18 protein-coding genes are annotated in these 20039 nt (G+C 67.3%); 6 read left to right on the forward strand and 12 right to left on the reverse strand.

The genetic code is table 11. The features are described from left to right. Positions 1-2: 2 nt before the first annotated feature. The 3 genes from QQ25_RS10950 to QQ25_RS10960 all read right to left on the reverse strand — a co-directional run bounded on the left by QQ25_RS10950 (position 3) and on the right by QQ25_RS10960 (position 2733). A complete protein-coding gene (locus QQ25_RS10950) occupies positions 3-1322 on the reverse strand; it encodes a PE-PPE domain-containing protein (protein ID WP_052235769.1) in 1320 nt (439 codons plus the stop codon). Between the two features lie 108 nt (positions 1323-1430). Continuing rightward, positions 1431-1943 (reverse strand): lipoprotein LpqH, encoded by a 513-nt coding sequence (locus tag QQ25_RS10955; RefSeq protein ID WP_039326087.1) that lies wholly within the window; start codon positions 1941-1943, stop codon positions 1431-1433. Positions 1944-2283: 340 nt separating this feature from the next. Next, positions 2284-2733, reverse strand: a complete 450-nt coding sequence (locus QQ25_RS10960; protein ID WP_039326086.1) for a lipoprotein LpqH — start codon at positions 2731-2733, stop codon at positions 2284-2286. 66 nt (positions 2734-2799) lie between these two features. On the opposite strand from QQ25_RS10960, the gene tgt reads away from it, so the two are divergent. After that, on the forward strand, positions 2800-4068 hold the full coding sequence (tgt, locus tag QQ25_RS10965) for a tRNA guanosine(34) transglycosylase Tgt (RefSeq protein WP_039326085.1): 1269 nt from the start codon (positions 2800-2802) through the stop codon (positions 4066-4068). Here the strand turns inward: tgt and QQ25_RS10970 are convergent. Continuing rightward, entirely contained in the window at positions 4023-5231 is a 1209-nt protein-coding gene (locus QQ25_RS10970; protein WP_039378744.1) for an MFS transporter, read from the reverse strand. The two genes, tgt and QQ25_RS10970, sit on opposite strands and share 46 nt — an antisense overlap. A 130-nt stretch (positions 5232-5361) precedes the next feature. On the opposite strand from QQ25_RS10970, the gene hpnE reads away from it, so the two are divergent. Continuing rightward, complete coding sequence (hpnE, locus tag QQ25_RS10975) at positions 5362-6708, forward strand: hydroxysqualene dehydroxylase HpnE (RefSeq protein WP_039378745.1); 1347 nt, start codon at positions 5362-5364, stop codon at positions 6706-6708. Further along, positions 6705-7307 carry a TetR/AcrR family transcriptional regulator gene (locus QQ25_RS10980; protein WP_039378746.1) on the forward strand — a complete coding sequence of 201 codons (603 nt, stop codon included), beginning with the start codon at positions 6705-6707 and terminating at the stop codon, positions 7305-7307. Before hpnE ends, QQ25_RS10980 begins: the two co-directional genes overlap by 4 nt. 24 nt (positions 7308-7331) lie before the next feature. Here the strand turns inward: QQ25_RS10980 and QQ25_RS10985 are convergent, their stop codons facing one another. The 4 genes from QQ25_RS10985 to QQ25_RS11005 are packed head-to-tail and all read right to left on the reverse strand — an operon-like array spanning position 7332 to position 10876. Beyond that, positions 7332-8096 carry an amino acid ABC transporter ATP-binding protein gene (locus tag QQ25_RS10985; protein WP_039378747.1) on the reverse strand — a complete coding sequence of 255 codons (765 nt, stop codon included), beginning with the start codon at positions 8094-8096 and terminating at the stop codon, positions 7332-7334. Continuing rightward, positions 8093-9568 (reverse strand): ABC transporter permease subunit, encoded by a 1476-nt coding sequence (locus QQ25_RS30145; RefSeq protein WP_082017504.1) that lies wholly within the window; start codon positions 9566-9568, stop codon positions 8093-8095. The genes QQ25_RS10985 and QQ25_RS30145 overlap by 4 nt, the downstream gene beginning before the upstream one ends. Positions 9569-9612: 44 nt before the next feature. Further along, positions 9613-10494 carry a tRNA glutamyl-Q(34) synthetase GluQRS gene (gene gluQRS, locus QQ25_RS11000; protein ID WP_039378749.1) on the reverse strand — a complete coding sequence of 294 codons (882 nt, stop codon included), beginning with the start codon at positions 10492-10494 and terminating at the stop codon, positions 9613-9615. 13 nt (positions 10495-10507) lie between these two features. Next, positions 10508-10876 carry a hypothetical protein gene (locus QQ25_RS11005; protein WP_039378750.1) on the reverse strand — a complete coding sequence of 123 codons (369 nt, stop codon included), beginning with the start codon at positions 10874-10876 and terminating at the stop codon, positions 10508-10510. Positions 10877-10926: 50 nt separating this feature from the next. Between QQ25_RS11005 and QQ25_RS11010 the strand changes: the two genes are divergently transcribed. Beyond that, positions 10927-12228, forward strand: a complete 1302-nt coding sequence (locus QQ25_RS11010; protein WP_052235770.1) for a carboxylesterase family protein — start codon at positions 10927-10929, stop codon at positions 12226-12228. Here the strand turns inward: QQ25_RS11010 and QQ25_RS31175 are convergent. Beyond that, the gene (locus tag QQ25_RS31175) at positions 12225-12533 is read right to left on the reverse strand and encodes a hypothetical protein (RefSeq protein WP_198530888.1); all 309 of its coding nucleotides are present in this window, start codon (positions 12531-12533) and stop codon (positions 12225-12227) included. The two genes, QQ25_RS11010 and QQ25_RS31175, sit on opposite strands and share 4 nt — an antisense overlap. 270 nt (positions 12534-12803) lie before the next feature. Here QQ25_RS31175 and QQ25_RS11020 point away from each other — a divergent pair, with 270 nt between their 5' ends. Beyond that, on the forward strand, positions 12804-15608 hold the full coding sequence (locus QQ25_RS11020) for an AAA family ATPase (protein WP_039378751.1): 2805 nt from the start codon (positions 12804-12806) through the stop codon (positions 15606-15608). Positions 15609-15662: 54 nt separating this feature from the next. Here the strand turns inward: QQ25_RS11020 and QQ25_RS11025 are convergent, their stop codons facing one another. Continuing rightward, positions 15663-16940, reverse strand: coding sequence for an HNH endonuclease signature motif containing protein (locus QQ25_RS11025; protein WP_052235772.1), 1278 nt, complete (start codon positions 16938-16940; stop codon positions 15663-15665). Between the two features lie 94 nt (positions 16941-17034). On the opposite strand from QQ25_RS11025, the gene QQ25_RS11030 reads away from it, so the two are divergent. Beyond that, positions 17035-17328, forward strand: coding sequence for a hypothetical protein (locus QQ25_RS11030; RefSeq protein WP_039379796.1), 294 nt, complete (start codon positions 17035-17037; stop codon positions 17326-17328). Positions 17329-17331: 3 nt separating this feature from the next. On the opposite strand, the gene QQ25_RS11035 is transcribed toward QQ25_RS11030, so the two are convergent. Continuing rightward, complete coding sequence (locus tag QQ25_RS11035) at positions 17332-18708, reverse strand: NtaA/DmoA family FMN-dependent monooxygenase (protein WP_039378752.1); 1377 nt, start codon at positions 18706-18708, stop codon at positions 17332-17334. Between the two features lie 18 nt (positions 18709-18726). Further along, positions 18727-19887, reverse strand: a complete 1161-nt coding sequence (locus tag QQ25_RS11040; RefSeq protein WP_039378754.1) for an LLM class flavin-dependent oxidoreductase — start codon at positions 19885-19887, stop codon at positions 18727-18729. Positions 19888-20039: the final 152 nt, after the last annotated feature.

A 20039-nucleotide genomic window follows, 5' to 3' on the forward strand; every position in this document is an offset into this window, starting at 1 on the left:
AGCTAGGCAGCCTTGTCCGTGGCCGCGTCACTGGTGGGCTTGGTCTGGCGTTTTGACTTGTCGGGCTTGAACGTGTCCCTGACGTTCTTCGCCACGTCCGTCATGGCGTTGCGCACGTCGTCGCGCCGGTGCACAGGGGCGCGCTTGACCGGCTTCTTGGGTGCGTCGGCCTCGTCGTTCGTCTCGATTTTCGGCTTGACGACCTTGGGCTCTTCCTTCTTGGCAGCGGCGCGGTCGGCCGGGCCCGGCGTCGTCGAAGGCGATGCGGCGGAAGGCAATCCGTCGCGGACGTTGTCGGCACCCTCCTGGATGGCGCCGGGAAGTGCGTTCACGGTTTCGATGATGCGCTTCGGCGGGGTGAACAACGAGAAGCGGGTCGGCGTGGCCGGATCGGAGTAGTCCCGGTCCGTGTAGCCCATGTCGACGCCCAGTTTGAGGGTCGGCTCGATGGCGCTGAACACCGGTTCGGTGAGAACCGTGGCGTTGAGGGCGGTGGAGAAGTCGCGGAACGGCTGCAGCAGCGGCAGGTGCTCGGTCTTGACCAGGATGTAGGTATCCGTGCCGCCACCCGGCGTGCTGACCGGGGTCACGATGACCGCGTCCGGGTCGCTCAGATCGGCGGCGTCCGGGGTCGGATCACCGTGCAGATACAGGAAACCGGCGGCGGCATTGGCCAATGACAGCGGGTTGGCATAGGCCGGAAAGTCGCCGATGGGGTCGTACTCGATGGTGATGAAGGTTTCGTCGTACGGCGATTGTTCGGCCGCGCCGGTGCTGGTGAATCCGAGGAGCCCGAGCGGCCCCAGATCCGGGAAGCGGGCGTAGATGCCGCCATTGGGAACCGTCGGCGACGCGATGTAGACGAACTTCAACGTGTCGGCGCCGGGACTGCCTGCGGCATCGAGTTCGCGCTTGTACTTCTCGGCGACGATGGTTCCCTCGGAGTAACTGACGATGTAGATCGTGCCGTCCTCGCCGACGTCGTCGCGGGCGACGTCGACCTGGTCGATCAACGGCTGGCGGCCGTCGGCCACGCTCTCATCGATCGGCAATGTGGCCGGATATGCGACGGGGTAGTACCGCTCATCCGCCGGTCCGGCGTACCCATCGCCGTACGGAACGTAGTTGCCGCCGAACTTGTTGGGGATCCGCTCACCCAAGGTGTCGTCCTTGCCGCCCACGCCGACCACGGCGGCGTTGCCCGGCAGGGTGGCAGCGAGCGCGTCGGCGACGTACCCGAATGTGAGGATCGCGGTCATGCCGGCGGTGGCACCGGCCACCGCGACGGCGGACGAACGTGCGCGCTTGCGGTGACTGGCCACGGTGGCTCCTCCGGGTCGTGCTGGTGAAAACGACTGAGGACGGAGTGTGGGCCCGGATCAGTCCGGGCCCACACTATGTCAGACGTTTGCTAGATGTGACGTGTTCTGTCAAGGACAGGAGATTTCGAGCTCGAATGGCTTGGTGACGGGGTTCATCCCGTCCACACCGGTCGCGTTGCCCTTGACGGTGTATTTGTTGCCATCCTTGGTGGCTTCTGCACTGCCGCCGGGTACGCCGGGCGTGTAGCCGAGGCTGACGCCGTCGATGTTGCCCAGAGCCACCGCCGTGACCGACGGGTTGTCACCCTCGCTGAGCGTGGCGCTGACGGCGCTCAGGCCCTGGCCGACGGTCAGGCTGACATTGCCCGCGACCGTGGCGCACACGACCGTGCCCTCGACCTTGTGATCCGTGCCGTCGATGGTCACGCGCGCGGTGCCCGCGCCGGTCGTCGCGGTCGTGTCGCCGGACGCGACCGAGGTCGTCGCCGGTGCCGGTGCCGATGCCGACGCCGTGGCTGTCGTGTCGCCGGAGGTGTCCTTCTTGTCGCTCGACGAACAGCCGGACAGGCCTGCGACGACGATCGCGGCGCCGCCGATGGCTACCAGGAACTCACGCTTCACCAGTGCTCTCCTCACGGTTGTGCAGCCCGTCATCAGTGGCGGGCTGTCAGGCAGAAGTATGGAGTTCGCGCAGGTCGTGGGCGTGGCTTTGGGCGAATTGTTCGCCGAGGCGGACGAGAGGGTCAGCGGTTCGACGCCGTCCAGACGCGGTGTACATCCGAAAGCCGGGTGGGTGACATGCCTGAATTAGCTTATTCAGCAGGGCATTCCGATATTGTCGCCGCCGTTGGTTCTCGATCGCGGATGACCCGGGCGCACGCCGGGCCACCGGAGGCCGATCCGGTGCTGTAGTTGCATCGGGAAGGGCATCGACCGTCCGGCGATCCTGGATGCGGGCGTCCTACGGGCAGGTGACGGCGATGTCGAACGGCATGTCCACCGGCGCGCCGGGCTGGTTGGGGTCGATGCCCATGCCGGTGCCGGTGATGGTGTAACCCTTGCCGTCGCGCGCGGCCACCACCGGTACGCCCGACAGGCCGGACAGATAGGTCAGCGATGCGCCCTCACCGTTCACGTCGCCGATGTTCACCGATTGCACCGCCGGGGACGCGCCCTCGGTCAGCACCACGGAGGCCGGCATCTTGCCCTCGATGCCGATGGTGGTCAGCCCGTCCTTGGTCTCGCAGCTGACGTTGGTGACGGGACCGGCATCGTTGGGACCGAAGGTGACCCGGCCCTGCCCGGTTTTTCCTGACGAGTCCGAGTCCTGCGAGGAGCATCCGGCGACTGCGGCCAGAAACACAGCGCATCCGGTGGCGATGACGATTGGGCGGCTCTTGACCAAATTCACGTCCGCAGTATGGTCGCGTCCGCCCCCGTGACGGAAATCGGACGCGCATCCGGTTGAATACCTGGTGTGGACCAGCCCTATTTCACCGTGGAGGCCGAGTTGCCCGGCCGACTCGGTCGGGTCGGAACCATCCATACTCCGCACGGCGACATCCAGACCCCGGCGTTCATCGCGGTCGGGACGGCGGCCACTGTCAAATCGGTGCTGCCCGAGACCATGAAACAGATTGGCGCCCAGGCAATCCTGGCCAACGCCTACCACCTGTACCTGCAGCCCGGCCCCGACATCGTGGCCGAGGCCGGCGGGCTCGGGGCATTCATGAACTGGCCTGGCCCGACATTCACCGACAGCGGCGGCTTCCAGGTCATGTCGCTGGGTGTCGGGTTCAAGAAGGTCCTGGCCATGGACACCGAGCGGCTGCAGACCGACGACATCATCGCCAAGGGCAAGGAGCGGCTGGCCGTCGTGGACGACGACGGTGTCACGTTCCGCTCGCATCTGGACGGCTCGACACACCGGTTCACCCCGGAGGTGTCGATCGGTATCCAGAACCAGCTCGGCGCCGACATCATCTTCGCCTTCGACGAGCTCACCACCCTCGTCAACACCCGCGCCTACCAGGAGAGCTCGGTGCGGCGCACCCATGAGTGGGCGGTGCGGTGTCTGGCCGAACATCACCGGCTGCAGGGGCTGTCGCCGGAGCGGCCACGGCAGGCACTGTTCGGGGTGGTGCAGGGCGCGCAGTACGAGGATCTGCGCCGGCAGGCGGCGAGCGGGCTGGCCCGGATCGGCGAGGAGGCCGGGCCCGCCGAGGGGCTGAGCTTCGACGGTTACGGCATCGGCGGTGCGCTGGAGAAGCAGAATCTGGCCACCATCGTCGGCTGGGTCAGCAGTGAGCTGCCCGCCGACAAGCCACGCCACCTGCTGGGCATCAGTGAGCCCGACGATCTGTTCGCCGCAGTGGCCGCCGGGGCAGACACCTTCGACTGCGTCTCGCCGTCGCGGGTGGCGCGTAACGCCGCGGTGTACTCGGCCACCGGTCGGTTCAACATCACCGGCGCCCGGTACAAGCGCGATTTCACCCCGATCGACGCCGAATGTGATTGCTACACCTGCGCCAACTACTCCCGCGCCTATATTCGGCACCTCTTCAAGGCCAAGGAGATGTTGTCGGCGACGCTGTGCACCATCCACAACGAACGGTTTGTGATCCGGCTGGTCGATCAGATCCGGGCATCGATCGTCGCGGGCGAGTTCGACGAGCTGCGGGCGCATGTGCTGGGGCGGTACTACGGGGTGCCCGACGAGCGCGTGCGCGAAGAACCACAAGTCTGATCGTCACGGTCGGCGGCGCTGAGCAGCATTGCCACCGCGATCACCACGGCGGTGAGGGCGGCGGTGGCCGACCAGCCCAGCCATCCGACAGCGGCCGCACCAAACGCGGTACCCAGGCTGCCTCCCACGAAGTACACCACCATGTAGGCGCTGTTGAACTGCGCGGGCGCGGCGGGGTCGATCGCCAGAACCGTGCTCTGATTGGCCACTTGGGCCGCGAAGAGTCCGGCATCGAACAGGGCGAGACCCGCGAGGGTGACCACCGGATTCGACAGCCCCTCGGCGAGAGCCACGGCGCTGACCGCGGCGACGAGAAGGCCGATCAACATGACCCGTCGTGCGCCCACCCGGTCGGTCCACACACCCGCGATGCGGGTGGCGACGATGCCGAGCATGCCGGCAAGGGCGTACAGGCCGATCCGCTCCGCTGAGTACGAGTACGGCGGTTGGGCCAGTGCGACGGCCAGGCCCGCCCATACCGCGCAGAATGCGAAGAACCAGAGGCTGCCGCGTACCGCGGCGATGCGCAACGTCGGGAACCGCTGGTAGAGACCGGGCAGACCTCGAAGCGTCGCGAGATAGCCGCTCGTGGACACGCCGGCAGTGGCGGGCAGGGTGCGTAGTGCGATGAGTGCGGTGACGGCACATGCCAGCGCGATCACCAGCAGGCCGGCCCGCCATCCGAGGAAGTCCGTCAGCCAGCCACCGGCGATTCGGCCACCGATGATCCCGGCCGAAATGCCCGCGGTGACAGTGCCCAGCGCGGTGGCCCGAAGTCCGTCCGGGACGAACCGCGCGGTGATCGAACTCAACTGCGCACCGACGGTGGAACAGGCGCCGATCATGCCGACCGTCAGGCCCAAGATCCACAAAGTGCCCGCGGCGGCGTTGGCTGCCAAGGCCGCGGCCAGGGCGCAGAACTGTGCGGCCAGTAGATAGTTCGGTTGGAATCGGTCGACGAGCGGCACCAGCATCGCGAGCCCCAGCAGGTAGCCGACGGGCCCGCACGCGAGCGCCACACCGACCTGGGCTACCGAGATGTCAAGGCTGCCCGCGACATCGGATATCGCGGGTTGTAGCGGGTAGATGGCTGCGGTGCCGAGCGCCGCGGCAATCGCCATGAACCACACGGTGATTCGTGGTAGGTCGGGCTGTGATGTCATGTCGGCGACGTTATGGGTGCGGGCGAGCCGATGCTGGCGGAAATCGGACCGGGTGGCCCGCGATGGTTGACCGCGGGCCGCGAGGGGGCTTAACTTGCAAATTGTAAGTTGACCACACTCAGGGGGCGATATGGACGACACGCGGCTCTACGTGGTGATCGGCGGCGGGCTGGCCGGGCTGGCCGCCGCGGTGTGGCTCAGCGAAGCGGGTAAGAACGTCACCTTGCTCGAGCGCCGTGGCCGACTCGGTGGACGCACCCACGCGATGCGCGCCGAGGAGGTGGACGATGTCCCCGACAACGGCCAGCATGTGATCGCCAGCGGCTACCAGCATCTCTACCGCTATCTGACCAGCGTCGGCACCCGGCAGCACGTCGCCTTCCCGAAATCGTCGACACTGCGCTGGCCCGACGGGCGCAAGGTCACCATGCAGACCACGGGTGCCGGGGCGGTGCGCACCCTGCTCGGGGTTCACCCCGACGCGAGCTGGGCCGACCGGTTGCGCGCCGCCCGTGCCACATTGCGGTTGGGATGGCAGGCCCTGCATCAGCCGGCAGACCTGGCTGACCTCACTACCGAGCAGTGGTTCGAGCGCGTCGGCATGCCCGCGCCCGCACGAGAAGCCCTGTGGGACTGGCTTGCTCTGGGCATTGCCGCCGAGCCGGTGGATCGCGAATCGGCCAGGGTCTTCGCCAACGTGATGGCCACTGGCATCCGCCTCGGGATTGCGCACCGCACGCCGGTGACCATCGGCTATCCCACCGTCGACCTCGACACCCTCTATGTCGAGGGAGCGTTGAAGGTGTTCGCCGAACGCGGGGTCGACGTCCGCTACCGCGCCGTCGCGCGACGGATCCGCATCGAGAACGGCGCCGTCACCGGAGTACTCCTCGCCGACGGCACCGAGGTACCCGCCGACGCCGTGGTCTGCGCGGTGCCGAACTCCAACGTCGGCGGGCTGCTCGATGACCTGCCCGAGCATCCCGAGATCTATGCGGCCGCAGACAAGCTGGGATACACCCCGATCGTCAGCACCAACCTCTACCTCGACCGTCCGTTGGGCACCGAGTCGGCGTTCGAGGGGCTCATCGGCGGAACGGGTGTGATCGACGAGGTCTTCGACCGCCAGATCATGCATGGCCGTGACACCGAGCGGGCGTGGCTGTACTGCCTGACCACCAGCGGTGCCTACGAGCAGATCCACAAGAGCAACGACGAGATCATCGACGAGCAGATGGCGTTGTTACGCCGGTACTATCCGGCGGCGCGCGAGGCGAAAGTGGTTCAGGCCCAAGTGGTCAAGATGCCGAAGGCGACCTTTTCACAGGTGGTCGGCACGGACACACTGCGGCCGCCGCAACGGACCTCGGTGCCGTCGCTGGTGCTGGCCGGGGACTGGACCGCCACCGACTGGTCGGCCACCATGGAGAGCGCCGCGCAGAGCGCTGCGATAGCTGTGGACCTGCTGCTCACATGACCCGGCGCCGGCTCAGCGGCGCGGACCGCAGGGCACAGTTGCTCGACGCCGCCCGCGACATCGTCGCCGAAGGCGGCTACCCCGCATTGACCATCGAGCGGGTCGCGAGCTGTTCCGGGATCACCAGAACCGTTGTCTACCAGCAGTTCACCGATCTGACCGGCCTGACCACCGCGCTTCTGGACCGTGAGTCGGCGATCGCGTTCGCCGGGATGAGGACAGTGGACCAACCCGACCTCGACCCCGAGCAGCTCGGCAGGGGGATATTGGCCTACCTGCATGCGGCGCCGACGAGTTGGCGCATCATCTTGCGGCCGCCCGACGGCGCGCCCCCGCAGGTGCGCGAACGCATCGAAGTGGGCCGCCGTTACGCGAGGGAGGTCGCGGCACGACCGCTGTCGGTGGCTGCCGGCGTGGACGTCGATCCGGACGGGACCACGGTGCGAATCCTGTTGTCTGCGATCGAGGAGCTCGCCCGCGTACACCTGGAGAACCCGGACCGCCATCCCGACGACGAGGTGCTGATCTATCTGCGTTCGCTCGTCGAGTGGGCCGTGACGTCGGCCGTCGGTGCCGGTGCGCGTGTCGACGGCGGCTGATACGGCTGCTGGTTCGGTAAGCGGCTAGAGCGGGTTGAGGATCCGCTGCAGGAATTGGCGGGTGCGCTCCTCTTTCGGGTCACCGATCACCGCGGCGGGCGGCCCCTGCTCCAAGATCACCCCGCGGTCGGTGAACAGCACCTGATCGGAAACCTGCCGGGCGAACTGGATTTCGTGGGTGACGACCACCAGGGTCCAGCCTTCGACGGCCAGATCCCGGATCACCGCGAGCACCCCGCCGACCAGTTCCGGGTCCAGTGCCGAGGTCGGCTCGTCGAACAGCACCACTTTTGGTTTCAGCGCGAGTGCGCGGGCGATACCGACGCGCTGCTGCTGGCCACCGGAGAGCTGATACGGATACTTGTCCTGTTTGTCGGCCAGCCCCACCTGGGTCAGCAGTTCGGTGGCTTCCGTCAGCACCTCGTCACGTGGGCGCTTCTGGACGATCAGCGGGCCTTCGGTGACATTCTGCAAGACGGTCTTGTGCGGAAAGAGGTTGTGGGACTGGAACACAAAGCCGCTCTGTGCCCGATAGCGGCGCAACTGGTCCTTGGGTACCGGCTCGGAGAAGTCCAGCTCGGTGTCGCCGACCCGGATCACGCCGGAATCCGCGACGTCGAGGGCGTTCAGGGTGCGCAGCAGGGTGGTCTTGCCGGATCCCGACGGGCCGATGACCGCGGTCGCGGTGCCCCGCGGCACGGTGAACGACACGCCTTTGAGCACCTTCAGGTCGCCGAAGCCCTTGCGTACATCCCTGGCGACGATGCGATCTTCGTGTTCTGTGGTCATCGCGCTACGTGCCTTTCCAGTCGGCGCTCCAGGCGACTCTGGCCGAACGACAGCACCAGGCAGATCACCCAGTAGTAGATCGCGGCGGTGCCGTAGAGGGCGAAGAACTCGAACGTCGGCGCCGCGACGATCTGGGCCTGCCGGAGCAGCTCGGTCACCAGGATCGTCGACGCCAGGGAGGTGTCTTTGACGAGTGAGATCAGGGTGTTCGACAACGGTGGGACCGCCACCCGGGCCGCCTGCGGCAAGATGATGCGTCGCAGCGTGCCGGTGTAGTTCAGTCCGATCGTCTCGGCGGCCTCCCACTGCCCCTTCGGGATGCTCTGGATCGCCGAGCGGATGATCTCGGCCGCATAGCCGCCGACGTTGAGGCTGAACGCGATCACCGCGGCCGGGAACGGGTCGATCCTCACGCCGAACTCGGGCAGCGCGAAGAACACGATGAACAGCTGCACCAGCAGCGGGGTCCCGCGGATGATCGAGATGTAGAAGCGGGCGATGTTGCTGAGCACCACATTCGGCGACAGCCGGGCCAGCGCCACCGCCAGCGCGATCACCAGACCGATGACGAAGCTGATGATGGTCAACGGAATGGTCGTCGTCAGGGCGGCCCTGGCCAGCGGCCACAGATTGTCGGCGATCAACTGCCACGTCGAATGGGAACGCGCGGGCTCGTCGCCCGTGGTGGGCGCACCGGAGGCGTTGGTCTTGAGGTAGCGCTGAGAGATCTCGGCCAGGGTGCCGTCGGCCCGCAACTGGTCGAGTGCCGTGTTCAGCTCGGGCAGCAGGCCACTGTCCTTGCGTGCGGCGAAGCCTTGTTCGCTCTTCTCGCCCACACTGCCCGCGATCTTCACCGACGTGTCGTTGGTCTCGGCCAGGTACGCGTAGACGGCGATGCTGTCGTTGACCACGACATCGACCCGGCCCTGGTTGAGCAGCTTGATCGCCTGGGTGAATCCCTCGACCGCTTCCACCCGGGCCCCGGCCTTGCGGGCGATCTCCGACCAGTTGCTGGTGGCGTTCTCGGCGGCCACCTTGCCTTTCAGATCCGCCGGCGACTTGATCGAATCGTCGTCGGCGCGGGTGACGATGACTCCCTCACCTACCGAATATGGCTGTGAGAGATCATATTTGGCTTGCCGCTCGGGCGTGATCGTGACCTCGTTGGCGACCACGTCGAACCGGTTGGCCTCGAGCGCGGCGAAAATCGAGTCCCATGGCGTTTCGACGAATTCCACTGTGACACCGAGTTTGTCGGCGACCGCACGGGCCACGTCGACGTCATAGCCGACGAGTTGACCGGTGGCGGTGTCGTGGTAGCTGAACGGTGAGTACACGCCTTCGGTGCCGACTCGCAGCACACCGGCGGATTTCAGTGGTTCGTCGGTGTTGCCGGCCTTGCCCCCGCATGCGGCCGCCAACACCGCGAGGATCAGCAGGAGTCCCAGCAGCGGAATTCGTCGGGAGTGCACGGCCGGACGCTAACAGGGGTCCGTGGTGTTCTGCAGGTTTCTGCTCAGCCCGGCTGATATACCCACGGTCGCCGGGGCAGCGCGTCCGGGTCGAATCGGTCCAGCATGCCGTCGAGGTCCAGCGCGGGCCACCCCAGTGATGTGCTGATCTGCTCCAGCGCGGGTTCGACGCCGATCTCGGCCAGGGTGACCGCCCCGTCGCGTTTGGCCAGCCGGGCGCCGTCGGAGTTGAGCACCAGCGGGACGTGCGCGTAGCTGGGTGCGGGATAGTCCAGCAGCCGGGCCAGATAGGCCTGGCGCGGGGACGAGCTCAACAGGTCGTCGCCGCGCACCACCTGGTCGATGCCGCCCGCGGCGTCGTCGACCACCACGGCCAGGTTGTAGGCGGGCACCCCGTCCCCGCGGCGGACCACGAAGTCGTCGATGATCCCGGTGTAGCTGCCGTGCAGCAGGTCGGTCACGGTGCCGACGAACGTGTCGGTCCGCAGCCGCAGCGCGGGCGGGCGGCCCGTCTCGGCTCTGCGCTGTGCACGTTCGGATTCGGTCAGGTCCCGGCAGGTGCCCGGGTACGCCCCCTCCGGGGCATGCGGAGCGCGCGGGGCTTGGGCGATGTCCCTTCGGCTGCAATAGCATTCATACAGAAGTCCACGCCCGGAAAGCTCGTCGATCACCGCGTCGTAGTGGTCGCGGTGCCCTGACTGCCACTGCGGCGGCTCGTCCCACGTGAGTCCGATCGCGGCCAGATCAGCCACTTGCCGCGTACCGATCTCGGGAAATGTGCGGTCATCGAGATCCTCGACCCGCAGCAGAAACCGCCGCCCGGTGGACCGGGCGAACAACCAGGCCAGCACCGCGGTGCGCAGGTTGCCGATGTGCAGGTCGGCCGACGGGCTCGGCGCGAACCGCCCGGCGGGGGTTGGGCTCACGCCCGCAATCTAGCTAATCGCGGTCCCAGGGCGCCGTCTCGCCCATCTTCTCGTAGTACTTCGCGAGGTGGCTCTTCACGCGTTCGATGTCGTCCTCGGGAAGGTCGACGCCGCCGCGGGCGCCGTCCATGATCCCGCCGGCGGCCATCACCCCGCGCGGTACCGCTTGGAGCTTGCCGCCGACGACGTCGGCGATCAGCAACTTGTAGCCGGTGAAGTTGTCTTTCGCGTCCTTGTCGTACCAGACATGCGCGTCGCGGTATTTCTCGTTGGGTTCGTCCTCCGCACCGGCCCATTTACGGACCCGTTTGTCGGCGGCGTCGCCGTCCCACTCCCGGTCCCGATCAGCCAGTGGCAGGTCCTGAAATGCGGTCACAGACATGCTGTTGGCATGCCCGGCTGTGGGCGGGGATAAACGCTAGCGTTGGCCGTGTGCGTGAGCGACACATCAAGGGCGGCACGATCCAGGTCGAAAATGTAGACGGGCTGGTGCGTGCGAGGGGCGTGCGCTACGGCACCGCCAAACGATTCGCGGTCGCCGAACCGCCTGCCGCCTGGTCCGGGGTCCGGGACGCGACACAGTCGGGCCCCGCCTGCCCGCAGCGGCCATCGCGGCTGGGCTGGGTGACCGGCAACGTCCTCGATGGTCTGTCGACCGACGAGAACTGTCTTGTGCTGACCGTCACGGCCCCGGCCGATGCTCATCGGTTGCCGGTCATGGTGTGGTTCCACGGCGGTGCGTACGTCGCGGGTAGCGGGGAGTCGGCCAAATACGATGCCGGTGCTCTGGTCCGCACCGGCAACGTGGTCGTCGTGAATGTGAGTTACCGGCTCGGCATTTTCGGTTATCTGGCACCGCCGGGAGCCGGCGAGGACAACCTGGGCTTGCGTGATCAGATCCTGGCGCTGCGTTGGGTGCACGACAACATCGCCGCGTTCGGTGGCGATGCGGGCAACGTCACCGCGTTCGGTCAATCGGCGGGCGCGCATTCCGTCTGGTCATTGATGTTGAGCAAGGACGCGGCCGGGCTGTTCCACCGCGCGATCCTGCAGAGCGCCCCGCTTGAGCTGGACCACGGGCGCGACGACATGGCGCAGAAGATGGTCGCGGCGATGGCCACGTCGCTCGCCGGTGCCGATCCGGCCGAGGTGAGCGTCGAACGGTTACTTGCCGCGGAAGGCGCCGCGGTGGCCGCCGCGCAGGGTTTGGGTCTTCTCAGCGGCCTCGCGTTCGCACCACGGCTCGGCCGCGGGCCGTTGCCGGACCCCGAGGACGTGCCCGACGCCATCGCCGACGCTGCCGGGCGCGTCGAGCTGCTGGTCGGCTACACCAAGGATGACGCCGCGCCGTTCGCGGCGATGGACGCTCGGGTGTACCGACTCAGCCGGGTGCCCGTGCTCGGGCACCTCGCGATGCGGGCGGGTTCGGCGGCGGTGACGAAGCAGGCGTTCGCCGGCCCCGCCGAGCGCCTGGCAGCGGCATGGCGTGCGCACGGGGGCCGGGTGGGCACCTATCGCTTCGACTGGGCGCCGGACGGCGCACCCCTGGGCGCGTGCCATTGCATGGAATTGCCGTTGCTGTTCGGCTCACCGCAGACGTGGGCGGACGCCCCGATGCTCGGCCCGCAGCGGGCCGTCGACGCTCAGCTCTCCGCCGAGATGCGTACTCGCTGGACGCAATTCGCACATCACGGAGTCGATTCGCTTCCCGAACCCTCGCTGCGGTTCGGCTAGCGTGCGGGTGCCATCCCCGGGTTGACCGGTCCGCCCGGCAGCGGTGCCACGGATGTCTTGCCGGTGGGCGGGGGAGCGCCCTTGTCGATGTCGATCGTGCCGGTGTACTCGCCGTCGGTGTATTGATCGCTGTGCCAGCCGCCGTCGATGTCCTTGTAGTCGCAGCTGGAGTACCGGTGCCCGCCTGACGTCGAGGTGTTGTACGTACCGCCGGCGTCCTGGCATTCGGCCTTGACGGTGCCCTCCGGGATGGCGTTCGCCACCGGTGCGGTGAGCACGAACGCGCCCAATATGACAGGCGTCACGGCCCATCGGAGGTGAGTTTGCTTGATCTTGCAAAAAACGCTCGGTCCAGACATGATCGCCGCCTTCCGGCTTGTCTTCGAACTGCGTAAACAGGCCGCCGTCCGGCGTTGTGGCGCAGATAACCAACTATCGCACCGAATTTGCTCAGTGTTACCGGATCGATCGGGTTCCGCACCGTTGGGCCGCCGCCGTGCCCCGCCGGTTCGCCCGGAGCGCCGTACCCGGCCTGCCTTGGTAGGGTTTCGGCAAAAATCGGACGCGGTGGTGTGATGGCGATGACGGGCGCAAGCCCACCCTTACACGGGCGTACCGGCGAATGCGCGGCACTCCGACGGTTGGTTTCAGACGCCGGGGCGAGTGGCAGCGCAGTGCTGGTGGTTCGTGGGGAGGCGGGTGTCGGGAAGACAGCGCTCCTCGATTATGTGGTCGAGCAGGCGTCCGCATTCCGGTTGACGCAGGTGGCCGGGGTCGAATCCGATATGGAACTGGCTTTTGCCGGGCTGCATCACCTGTGTACGCCATTGCTGGATCAGTATCTGCACACGCTTCCCGAGCCGCAGCGCGACGCGCTCTCGGTGGCTTTCGGCCGTGGTACCGGACCGGCGCCCGACCGCTTTCTGGTCGGCCTGGCGGTGCTGAGCCTGTTGGCGGCCGCCGCCGACGATCAGCCGCTGTTGTGCGTGATCGACGACGCGCAATGGCTCGATCAGGTTTCGGTGCAGACGCTGGGTTTCGTTGCACGGCGGCTGCTGGCCGAGCCGGTTGTATTGGCATTCGGGGTCCGCGACAATCGTGACGGCACCGCCGCCGACGTCCTGCCCGGCCTGCCTGAGCTGCGGCTCGAAGGCCTGTCGGACAGCGATGCCAGGGACCTGCTGGACGCGGTGGTTCTGGGCCGGCTCGACGAGCGGGTCCGGGATCGGCTCATCGCCGAAAGCCGCGGTAATCCGCTGGCTCTGTTGGAAGTGCCGCGTAACGTCTCGGCCGCGGAGCGTGCCGGTGGCTTTTGGATCGCGGGGACGCGGCCTTCGGTCGGGCAGGTCGAGGAGGGCTTCGTCCGCCGAATCCAGTCGCTGCCCCCGGATACTCGGCAGTTGGCGCTGCTCGCGGCGGCCGATCCCGTCGGTGATCCGGTGGTGTTCTCGCGTGCCGCAGGGTATTTGGGTATCGGAATGGATGCGCTGGCGCCGGCCGAGGCCGCCGGGGTGATCGAGTTCGGCCCCCGCATGCGTTTTCACCACCCGCTGGTCCGGTCGGCGGCCTACCGGGCGGCAGACGTGGCCGACCGCCGGGCGGTGCACCGGGCGCTGGCGATAGCTACCGATCCCGAGTCGGATCCCGACCGGCGGGCATGGCATGCCGCCAACGCGGCGTCCGGGCCCGACGACGCGGTGGCCGCCGAACTGGAAGCCTCGGCGTGGCGCGCGCAGAGCCGCGGCGGAATAGCTGCTGCGGCAGCCTTTCTCGAGCGTGCGGCGATCCTGACCGCCGATCCGGCCCTGCGCAGTTCTCGGGCGATCGCGGCTGCCGCGGCGAAACGCGACTCTGCCGCGCCCGAGGCCGCCTATGAATTGCTGTCCCTGGCTGAACTGACCCCGTTGACCGAACTACAGCAGGCTCAGGTGGGCAGGCTGCGGGCACAGATGGATTTCACCAGCAGCCGCGGTGGCCTCCCTGGATCTCCTCCGGTGCGGCACGCGGCCGCGCTGCTGCTGGAGGCCGCCAAGAAGCTGGAGAACCTCGATGACGAGCTGGCTCGTGAGACCTACATCGAGGCGATGGCGGCCGCGATGTTTGCCTCGCGGAGCCAACCGAAGGCCCTGGTGCTGGCCGCCGAAGCGGCGCGGGCGGCAGTCGAGGGAATCGCGGCGCCCTCCCGGCCCATCGACTTCCTGCTCATCGGGATGGCGAATCTGATCACCGACGGGCTTCCCGCGGCGGCCGATCACCTTCGTAGCGCCCTGGAGTTGTGGTGTGAACACGCCCGGCACCATGACGGCAGGGCGCTGCGCTGGTTGGCGTTGGCCTTCCCGATCGTGCAGGAATCCGCCGCCCATGAGATCTGGGAAGACGAGTTGGTCGACCGACTCGCCACCGCGATGATCGGCTACGCGCGGGCCACCGGAGCGTTGGCCATCTTGCCGCCGACGATCGCCTACAAGGCCGGTGTCCACGTGCATGCCGGCGAATTCGTAACGGCAGCACGGCTTCTGGAAGAGGCCGATTCGATCTCCGAGGTAATCGGCTATCGCCCGATGAAGTACCACAAGGTGGAACTGGCGGCCTGGCGTGGTGATCTGGCCGAGGCCGGCCGTTTGATCGAGGCAGGCATTGCCGAGGGCACCGCCAAGGGTGAGGGCCGGCTGCTTGGGGCCGCGGGGTATGCCGCCGCGGTGCTCTACAACGGGTTGGGCCGCTATGAGGAAGCGCTGGCCGCGGCCCAGAAAGCCTGCGAGTACAACGACTTGGGCTTCTACAGTTGGACGTTGCTCGAGCTGACCGAGGCCGGAGTCCGCGTCGGTGAGCGTGACGTCGCCGCGGATGCGGTGCGCCGGTTGGAGGCAAGCGCGGGCACCAGTGGAACCGATTGGGGACTGGGTGCGCTGGCCGGCGCACGGGCCCTGCTGGCCGACGACACCGAAGCTGATGCGCTGTTCATGGAGTCTGTCGAACGGCTGGGCCGCACCAGGATCGGGGTTCAGCTTGCCAGAACCCACCTGCGCTACGGGGAATGGTTGCGTCGCCAGAAGCAGCGCACCGCCGCGCGTGAGCACCTCAGCGTCGCCTACGAGATGTTCACCAAGATGGGCGCGAGCGGGTTCGCCGAACGGGCCCGGCGTGAGCTGACCGCCAACGGTGAGAAGGTGCGCAAACAGCCGTTGGCCTCGGGCGACGAGCTGACCGCGCAGGAGGCGCAGATCGCGCAGCTGGCCCGCGACGGGCTGACGAACCAGGAGATCGGTGCGCAGTTGTTCATCAGCACGCACACCGTCGAATGGCACCTGCGCAAGGTCTTCGTCAAGCTCGGTGTCCGGTCACGCAGGCAGCTGCGCTCCGTATCGTGGAATAGTTAGCGTCGCTTCGCCGCTCAAAAACACTGTTGTGAAACAGAATTCGGGCGCGGGCCACTAATTCGTGGATGGTGGTGGGTGGGGTTCGAAGGGTGTGTACCACCACCAGTCGGCGCGTTCGCCGGTGGGTCCGGGGCAGGGTGGAACATCGGGTGGGGGTGTGGTCGGTGGGCGGGCCAGCGAGCTGTTGGTCAGTGGTGTGCCGGCCCGGTCGGTGACGACGAGTCGGTCGGCGGGTCCGGTGATGGTGATGCCGCCCTGGTGGTGCAGCCGGTGATGGTAGGGGCACAGCAACACCAGGTTGTGGAGTTCGGTGGGGCCGCCGTCTTCCCAGTGGGTGAGGTGGTGGGCGTGCAGGCCGCGGGTGGCACCGCAGCCGGGCACCACGCAGCTGTGGTCGCGGTGTTCCAGGGCGCGGCGCAGTCGCCGGCTGATGGTGCGGGTGGTGCGCCCTACCCCGATGGGTTGGCCGTGACGCTCGAACCACGCTTCCAGGGTCGCTTCGCACAGCAGGTATTGGCGTTCCTCATCGGTCAGCAGCGGACCCAGATGCAGCGAGGCGACCGGCTTGTCGCCGTCACTGTCGAGATTCAGATGCACGATGACGGTGGTGTGCTGCCCGTGCGGGCGATGCGCGGATTCGGTGTCCCAACCGGCCTCGATCAGGCTCATGAATGCATCGACCATGTTGGGGAACGGTGGTGCCTGATCCGAGGTCGGCTCACCGGTGTCCTGGTCGATGTCGTGGTGGTGTTTGTAGTCGGCGACCAGCCCGTCGTGGGGGGCCTGGCGGGCGGCGTCGAATTTCGCGGCTTCCAGGCGGGGCAGCCGGATGGTGTAAGTGGTGTGGGTGTCGGCTTCGCTGCGGGTGAATGACCGTTGCGGCTCGGGCTGGCGGTCGGGTTGGGGGCGGGGTTCGAGTTTGACGGCGGTGCGTAATTGGGTGACGGTGGCCACCGAGGCGAGTTGGGCGTAGTGCGCATCGGAGCCGTCGGCGGCGTTCTCGGCGATCACCGCGACCTGATCCAGCGACAGCCGTCCTTCGCGCAGAGCTTGGGTGCAGCGCGGAAACTCCTCGATCCGTCGGGCGATGGCCACGGTGGTTTCGGCGTTGCGTGGGGAGACCCCGGTTTTCCACGCCACCAACGCCTTCATCGAGCGGGCACCGGTGGATCCGCACAGCTCGTCGCGGTCGAGTTCGGCGACGATCTCCACGATGCGGCCGTCGATCGCGTTGCGCTGCCCGCACAACTGCTCCAACTCCCCGAACAACACCTCAATCCGCCGCACAGGATTCACCCCTTCCGTGGTGAAAGACGCTGCAGCCGAAGACATAACCTCATCATCGCAAAGGGGTACGACAATTTCCGGACCTCGGAATCCAGCGGCCGAAGGGCTTGTCGGTGGACGGGGCTTTAGGCTGATGCGCATGGACGCCGAAGACGCTGAAGCACCGGAACGCCGGCTGGTCATCAGGGTCAACTCGAACGCAAAGATGTCGCGGGGCAAGGCCGCGGCGCACGCCGTGCATGCCGCGCTCAAGCTCTACGGCATTGAGTACGAGCACCCGGTCATCGTGATCGGCGGCAAGCCCGATGAGATCCTGGCGCAGACGGTGCACATACGCGACGCCGGGCGTACCGAGCTGGAACCCGGCACGTTGACCGCGGGGGCGAGCTGGGAGTACAAGGACCGCACCGAACCTGAAGACGCAGGCGAGTAACCGCTATCCCGTTGCCGCCGTGTGTTCTTCGCGCGGCCGGGGTAGCGACAGGCCCAGATGTTCGCGCAGTGTCGTTCCCTCGTAGTCGGTGCGGAACACACCGCGCTCCTGCAGCAGCGGCACGACCCGGTCGACGAACGGATCGAGCCCGCCCGGGGTGACGTGCGGGACCAGGATGAAGCCGTCGCTGGCGTCGGATTGCACGAGATGGTTGATGGACTCGGCGATCGTGGCCGCCGACCCGACGAAGTTCTGCCGCCCGGTGACCTCGATGATGAGCTCGCGGGTGGTGAGGTTCTCGGCCTCGGCCTTGGCTCGCCACTCGTTGGCGACGGCGACCGGGTCGCGGTGTATCCGCACACTGGCCCGGCCTTTGGCGATCGTGTTCTCACCGACCAGAGGATCGACGGTGGGCAGCGGTCCGTCGGGGTCGTGGTCGGAAAGGTCGCGGTTCCACAGCTGTTCGAGGAATTTGATCGCCGTGGCAGGGGAGACTTGGGCCAGACGCACCTCGTGAGCCAGGTCGGCGGCCTCGGCGTCGGTATCTCCGAGCACGAAGGTGGCTGCGGGCAGGATCAGCAATTGGTCATGGCGGCGGCCGTATTTGGCGAGGCGGCCCTTGACGTCGGCATAGAACTTCTGGCCGTCCTCCAGCGTTCCGTATCGGGAGAAGATGGCGTCTGCGGCCGCCGCGGCGAATTCGCGTCCATGGTCGGAATCGCCGGCCTGGAAGATCACCGGGCGGCCCTGCGGGCTCCGCGGGACGTTGAAGCGGCCACTGATGTCGAAATGGTCATTGTGGTAAGCGAATTCGCCGGCCGCCCGATCGGACAGGAACACGCCGCGTTCTTTGTCGGCAACGATTTCGTCACCACGCCAGGAGTCGAACAGGGTGTGGGCTGCGGCCAGGAAGCTCTCAGCTCGCTCGTAGCGCTGGTTCTCGGGTAGGAAGCCGCCCCGGCGGAAGTTCTCGCCGGTGAAGGCGTCCCACGAGGTGACGACGTTCCAGGCGGCCCGGCCCTCGGAGAGGTGATCCAGCGAGGCGAATTGCCGTGCCACCTCGTAGGGTTCGTTGAAGGTGGAGTTGATGGTGCCGGTGAGCCCGAGCCGGTCGGTCACCGCGGCGAGCGCGGCGAGCACCGTGAACGTGTCCGGACGTCCAACCACGTCGAGGTCGTAGATCTGGCCGCCTTGTTCGCGCAACCGAAGCCCCTCGGCCAGGAACATGAAATCGAACTTGCCGCGTTCGGCGGATTGTGCGAAGCGGACGAATGATTCGAATTCGATATGGCTGCCGGATTCGGGATCGCTCCACACCGTGGTGTTGTTGACCCCAGGGAAATGGGCGGCCAGATGGATCTGCTTGACGGGCTTGCTCATGGGCGTGTCCTGTCGCTGTCAGACGGTCGAATAGCGGTTCGCGGGGCGGGGCAGGCCGAGCAGCCCACGCAGAGTGGAGGCCTCGTAGGACTCGCGGAAAACACCGCGGCGCTGCAGATCGGGCACCAGCACGTCGGTGATCTGCTGCAGATCGTGAGGCAGGGACGCCGGCCGCAGCCGGAAACCGGAGGCGCCGGCGGAGTGCCAGGCCTGCAGCAGATCGGCCAGTTGTCCAGGCGTGCCGGCAAAAATCTCTGCGTCGCTGCGGTATTCGCTTCCGCTCAATTCGTCGAGGCGGTCACGGCGTGAGCGTGCAGCGTCGGGCGTCTCGTCGAGGAACACCACGAGGTCGGCGAAGACGTGTACCGGCGGAGCCTGCGCGGGGCGTAGGGCGCCGATGGTGTCAACCAATGTGGTGACCTCGTCGGTGCTGTGCGGCGTGACAAAGCCGACGTCGGTGCTGCCTGCGATCAGTTGGTAGGCGGGGGCGACGTGGCCGAGTGCGGCCACGATGGGCTGGCCCTGCGGTGGCCGCGGGGTGATCGAGGGCCCCTTCACGGAGAACGTCGCGCCCTCGAAATCGATGTAGTGCAGTTTGTTCCGATCGATGAACCGGCCGGTGGCCACGTCGCGGATCTCCGCGTCGTCCTCCCAGCTGTCCCACAGTCGCCGCAGCACTTCCACGTAATCTGCCGCCTCGCTGAACAATTCGGTGCTGAGGGTGGCGCGGTCCTCGGGCAGCCGGCGCCGACCGAAGTGGGCAGCGGCATCCCGGCGGGAGGCGACCTGGACCCGCACCCCGGCCCGGCCGGTGCTCACGAAGTCGAGTGTGGCGATCGCCTTGGATGCATGGAACGGCTCGGTGTGGGTGGTGATGACGGTGGGCACCAGACCGATGTGGCGGGTGCGGGGTGCCACGCGGGAGGCGATCAGAACGGCGTCGAGACGCCCGCGCACCTGGTCGGTTCGGTCGTCGGGGCGGAACGGGTGATCGGACTGCAGGGTGAGGCCGTCTTCGATCGTGACGAAATCCAACAGGCCGCGTTCTGCCTGGCTGACCAGGTCGGTCCAGTAGCGCGGGGTCAGTATTTCGGTGGGCCGCGCCAGGGGCTCACGCCAGGACGCCGGGTGCCAGCCGGTGCCGTCGAGTGCGACGGCGAGGTGCAGTGGGTTGCCCATCGACGGTTCTCACTTTCAGTCGCGGTCTCTGGCGACAACGCGAGCTCACACCCGGGTAATCCCGGGCGGGAGCCGCTGCGAGTGTCCAATCCAGTCTGACCTGCCTGAAGAGATCGACGCAGGGTGATGCGAAACCCCGTTTGTCGGCGACG

This window comes from Mycolicibacterium setense, assembly GCF_000805385.1.
Classification (GTDB): domain Bacteria; phylum Actinomycetota; class Actinomycetes; order Mycobacteriales; family Mycobacteriaceae; genus Mycobacterium; species Mycobacterium setense.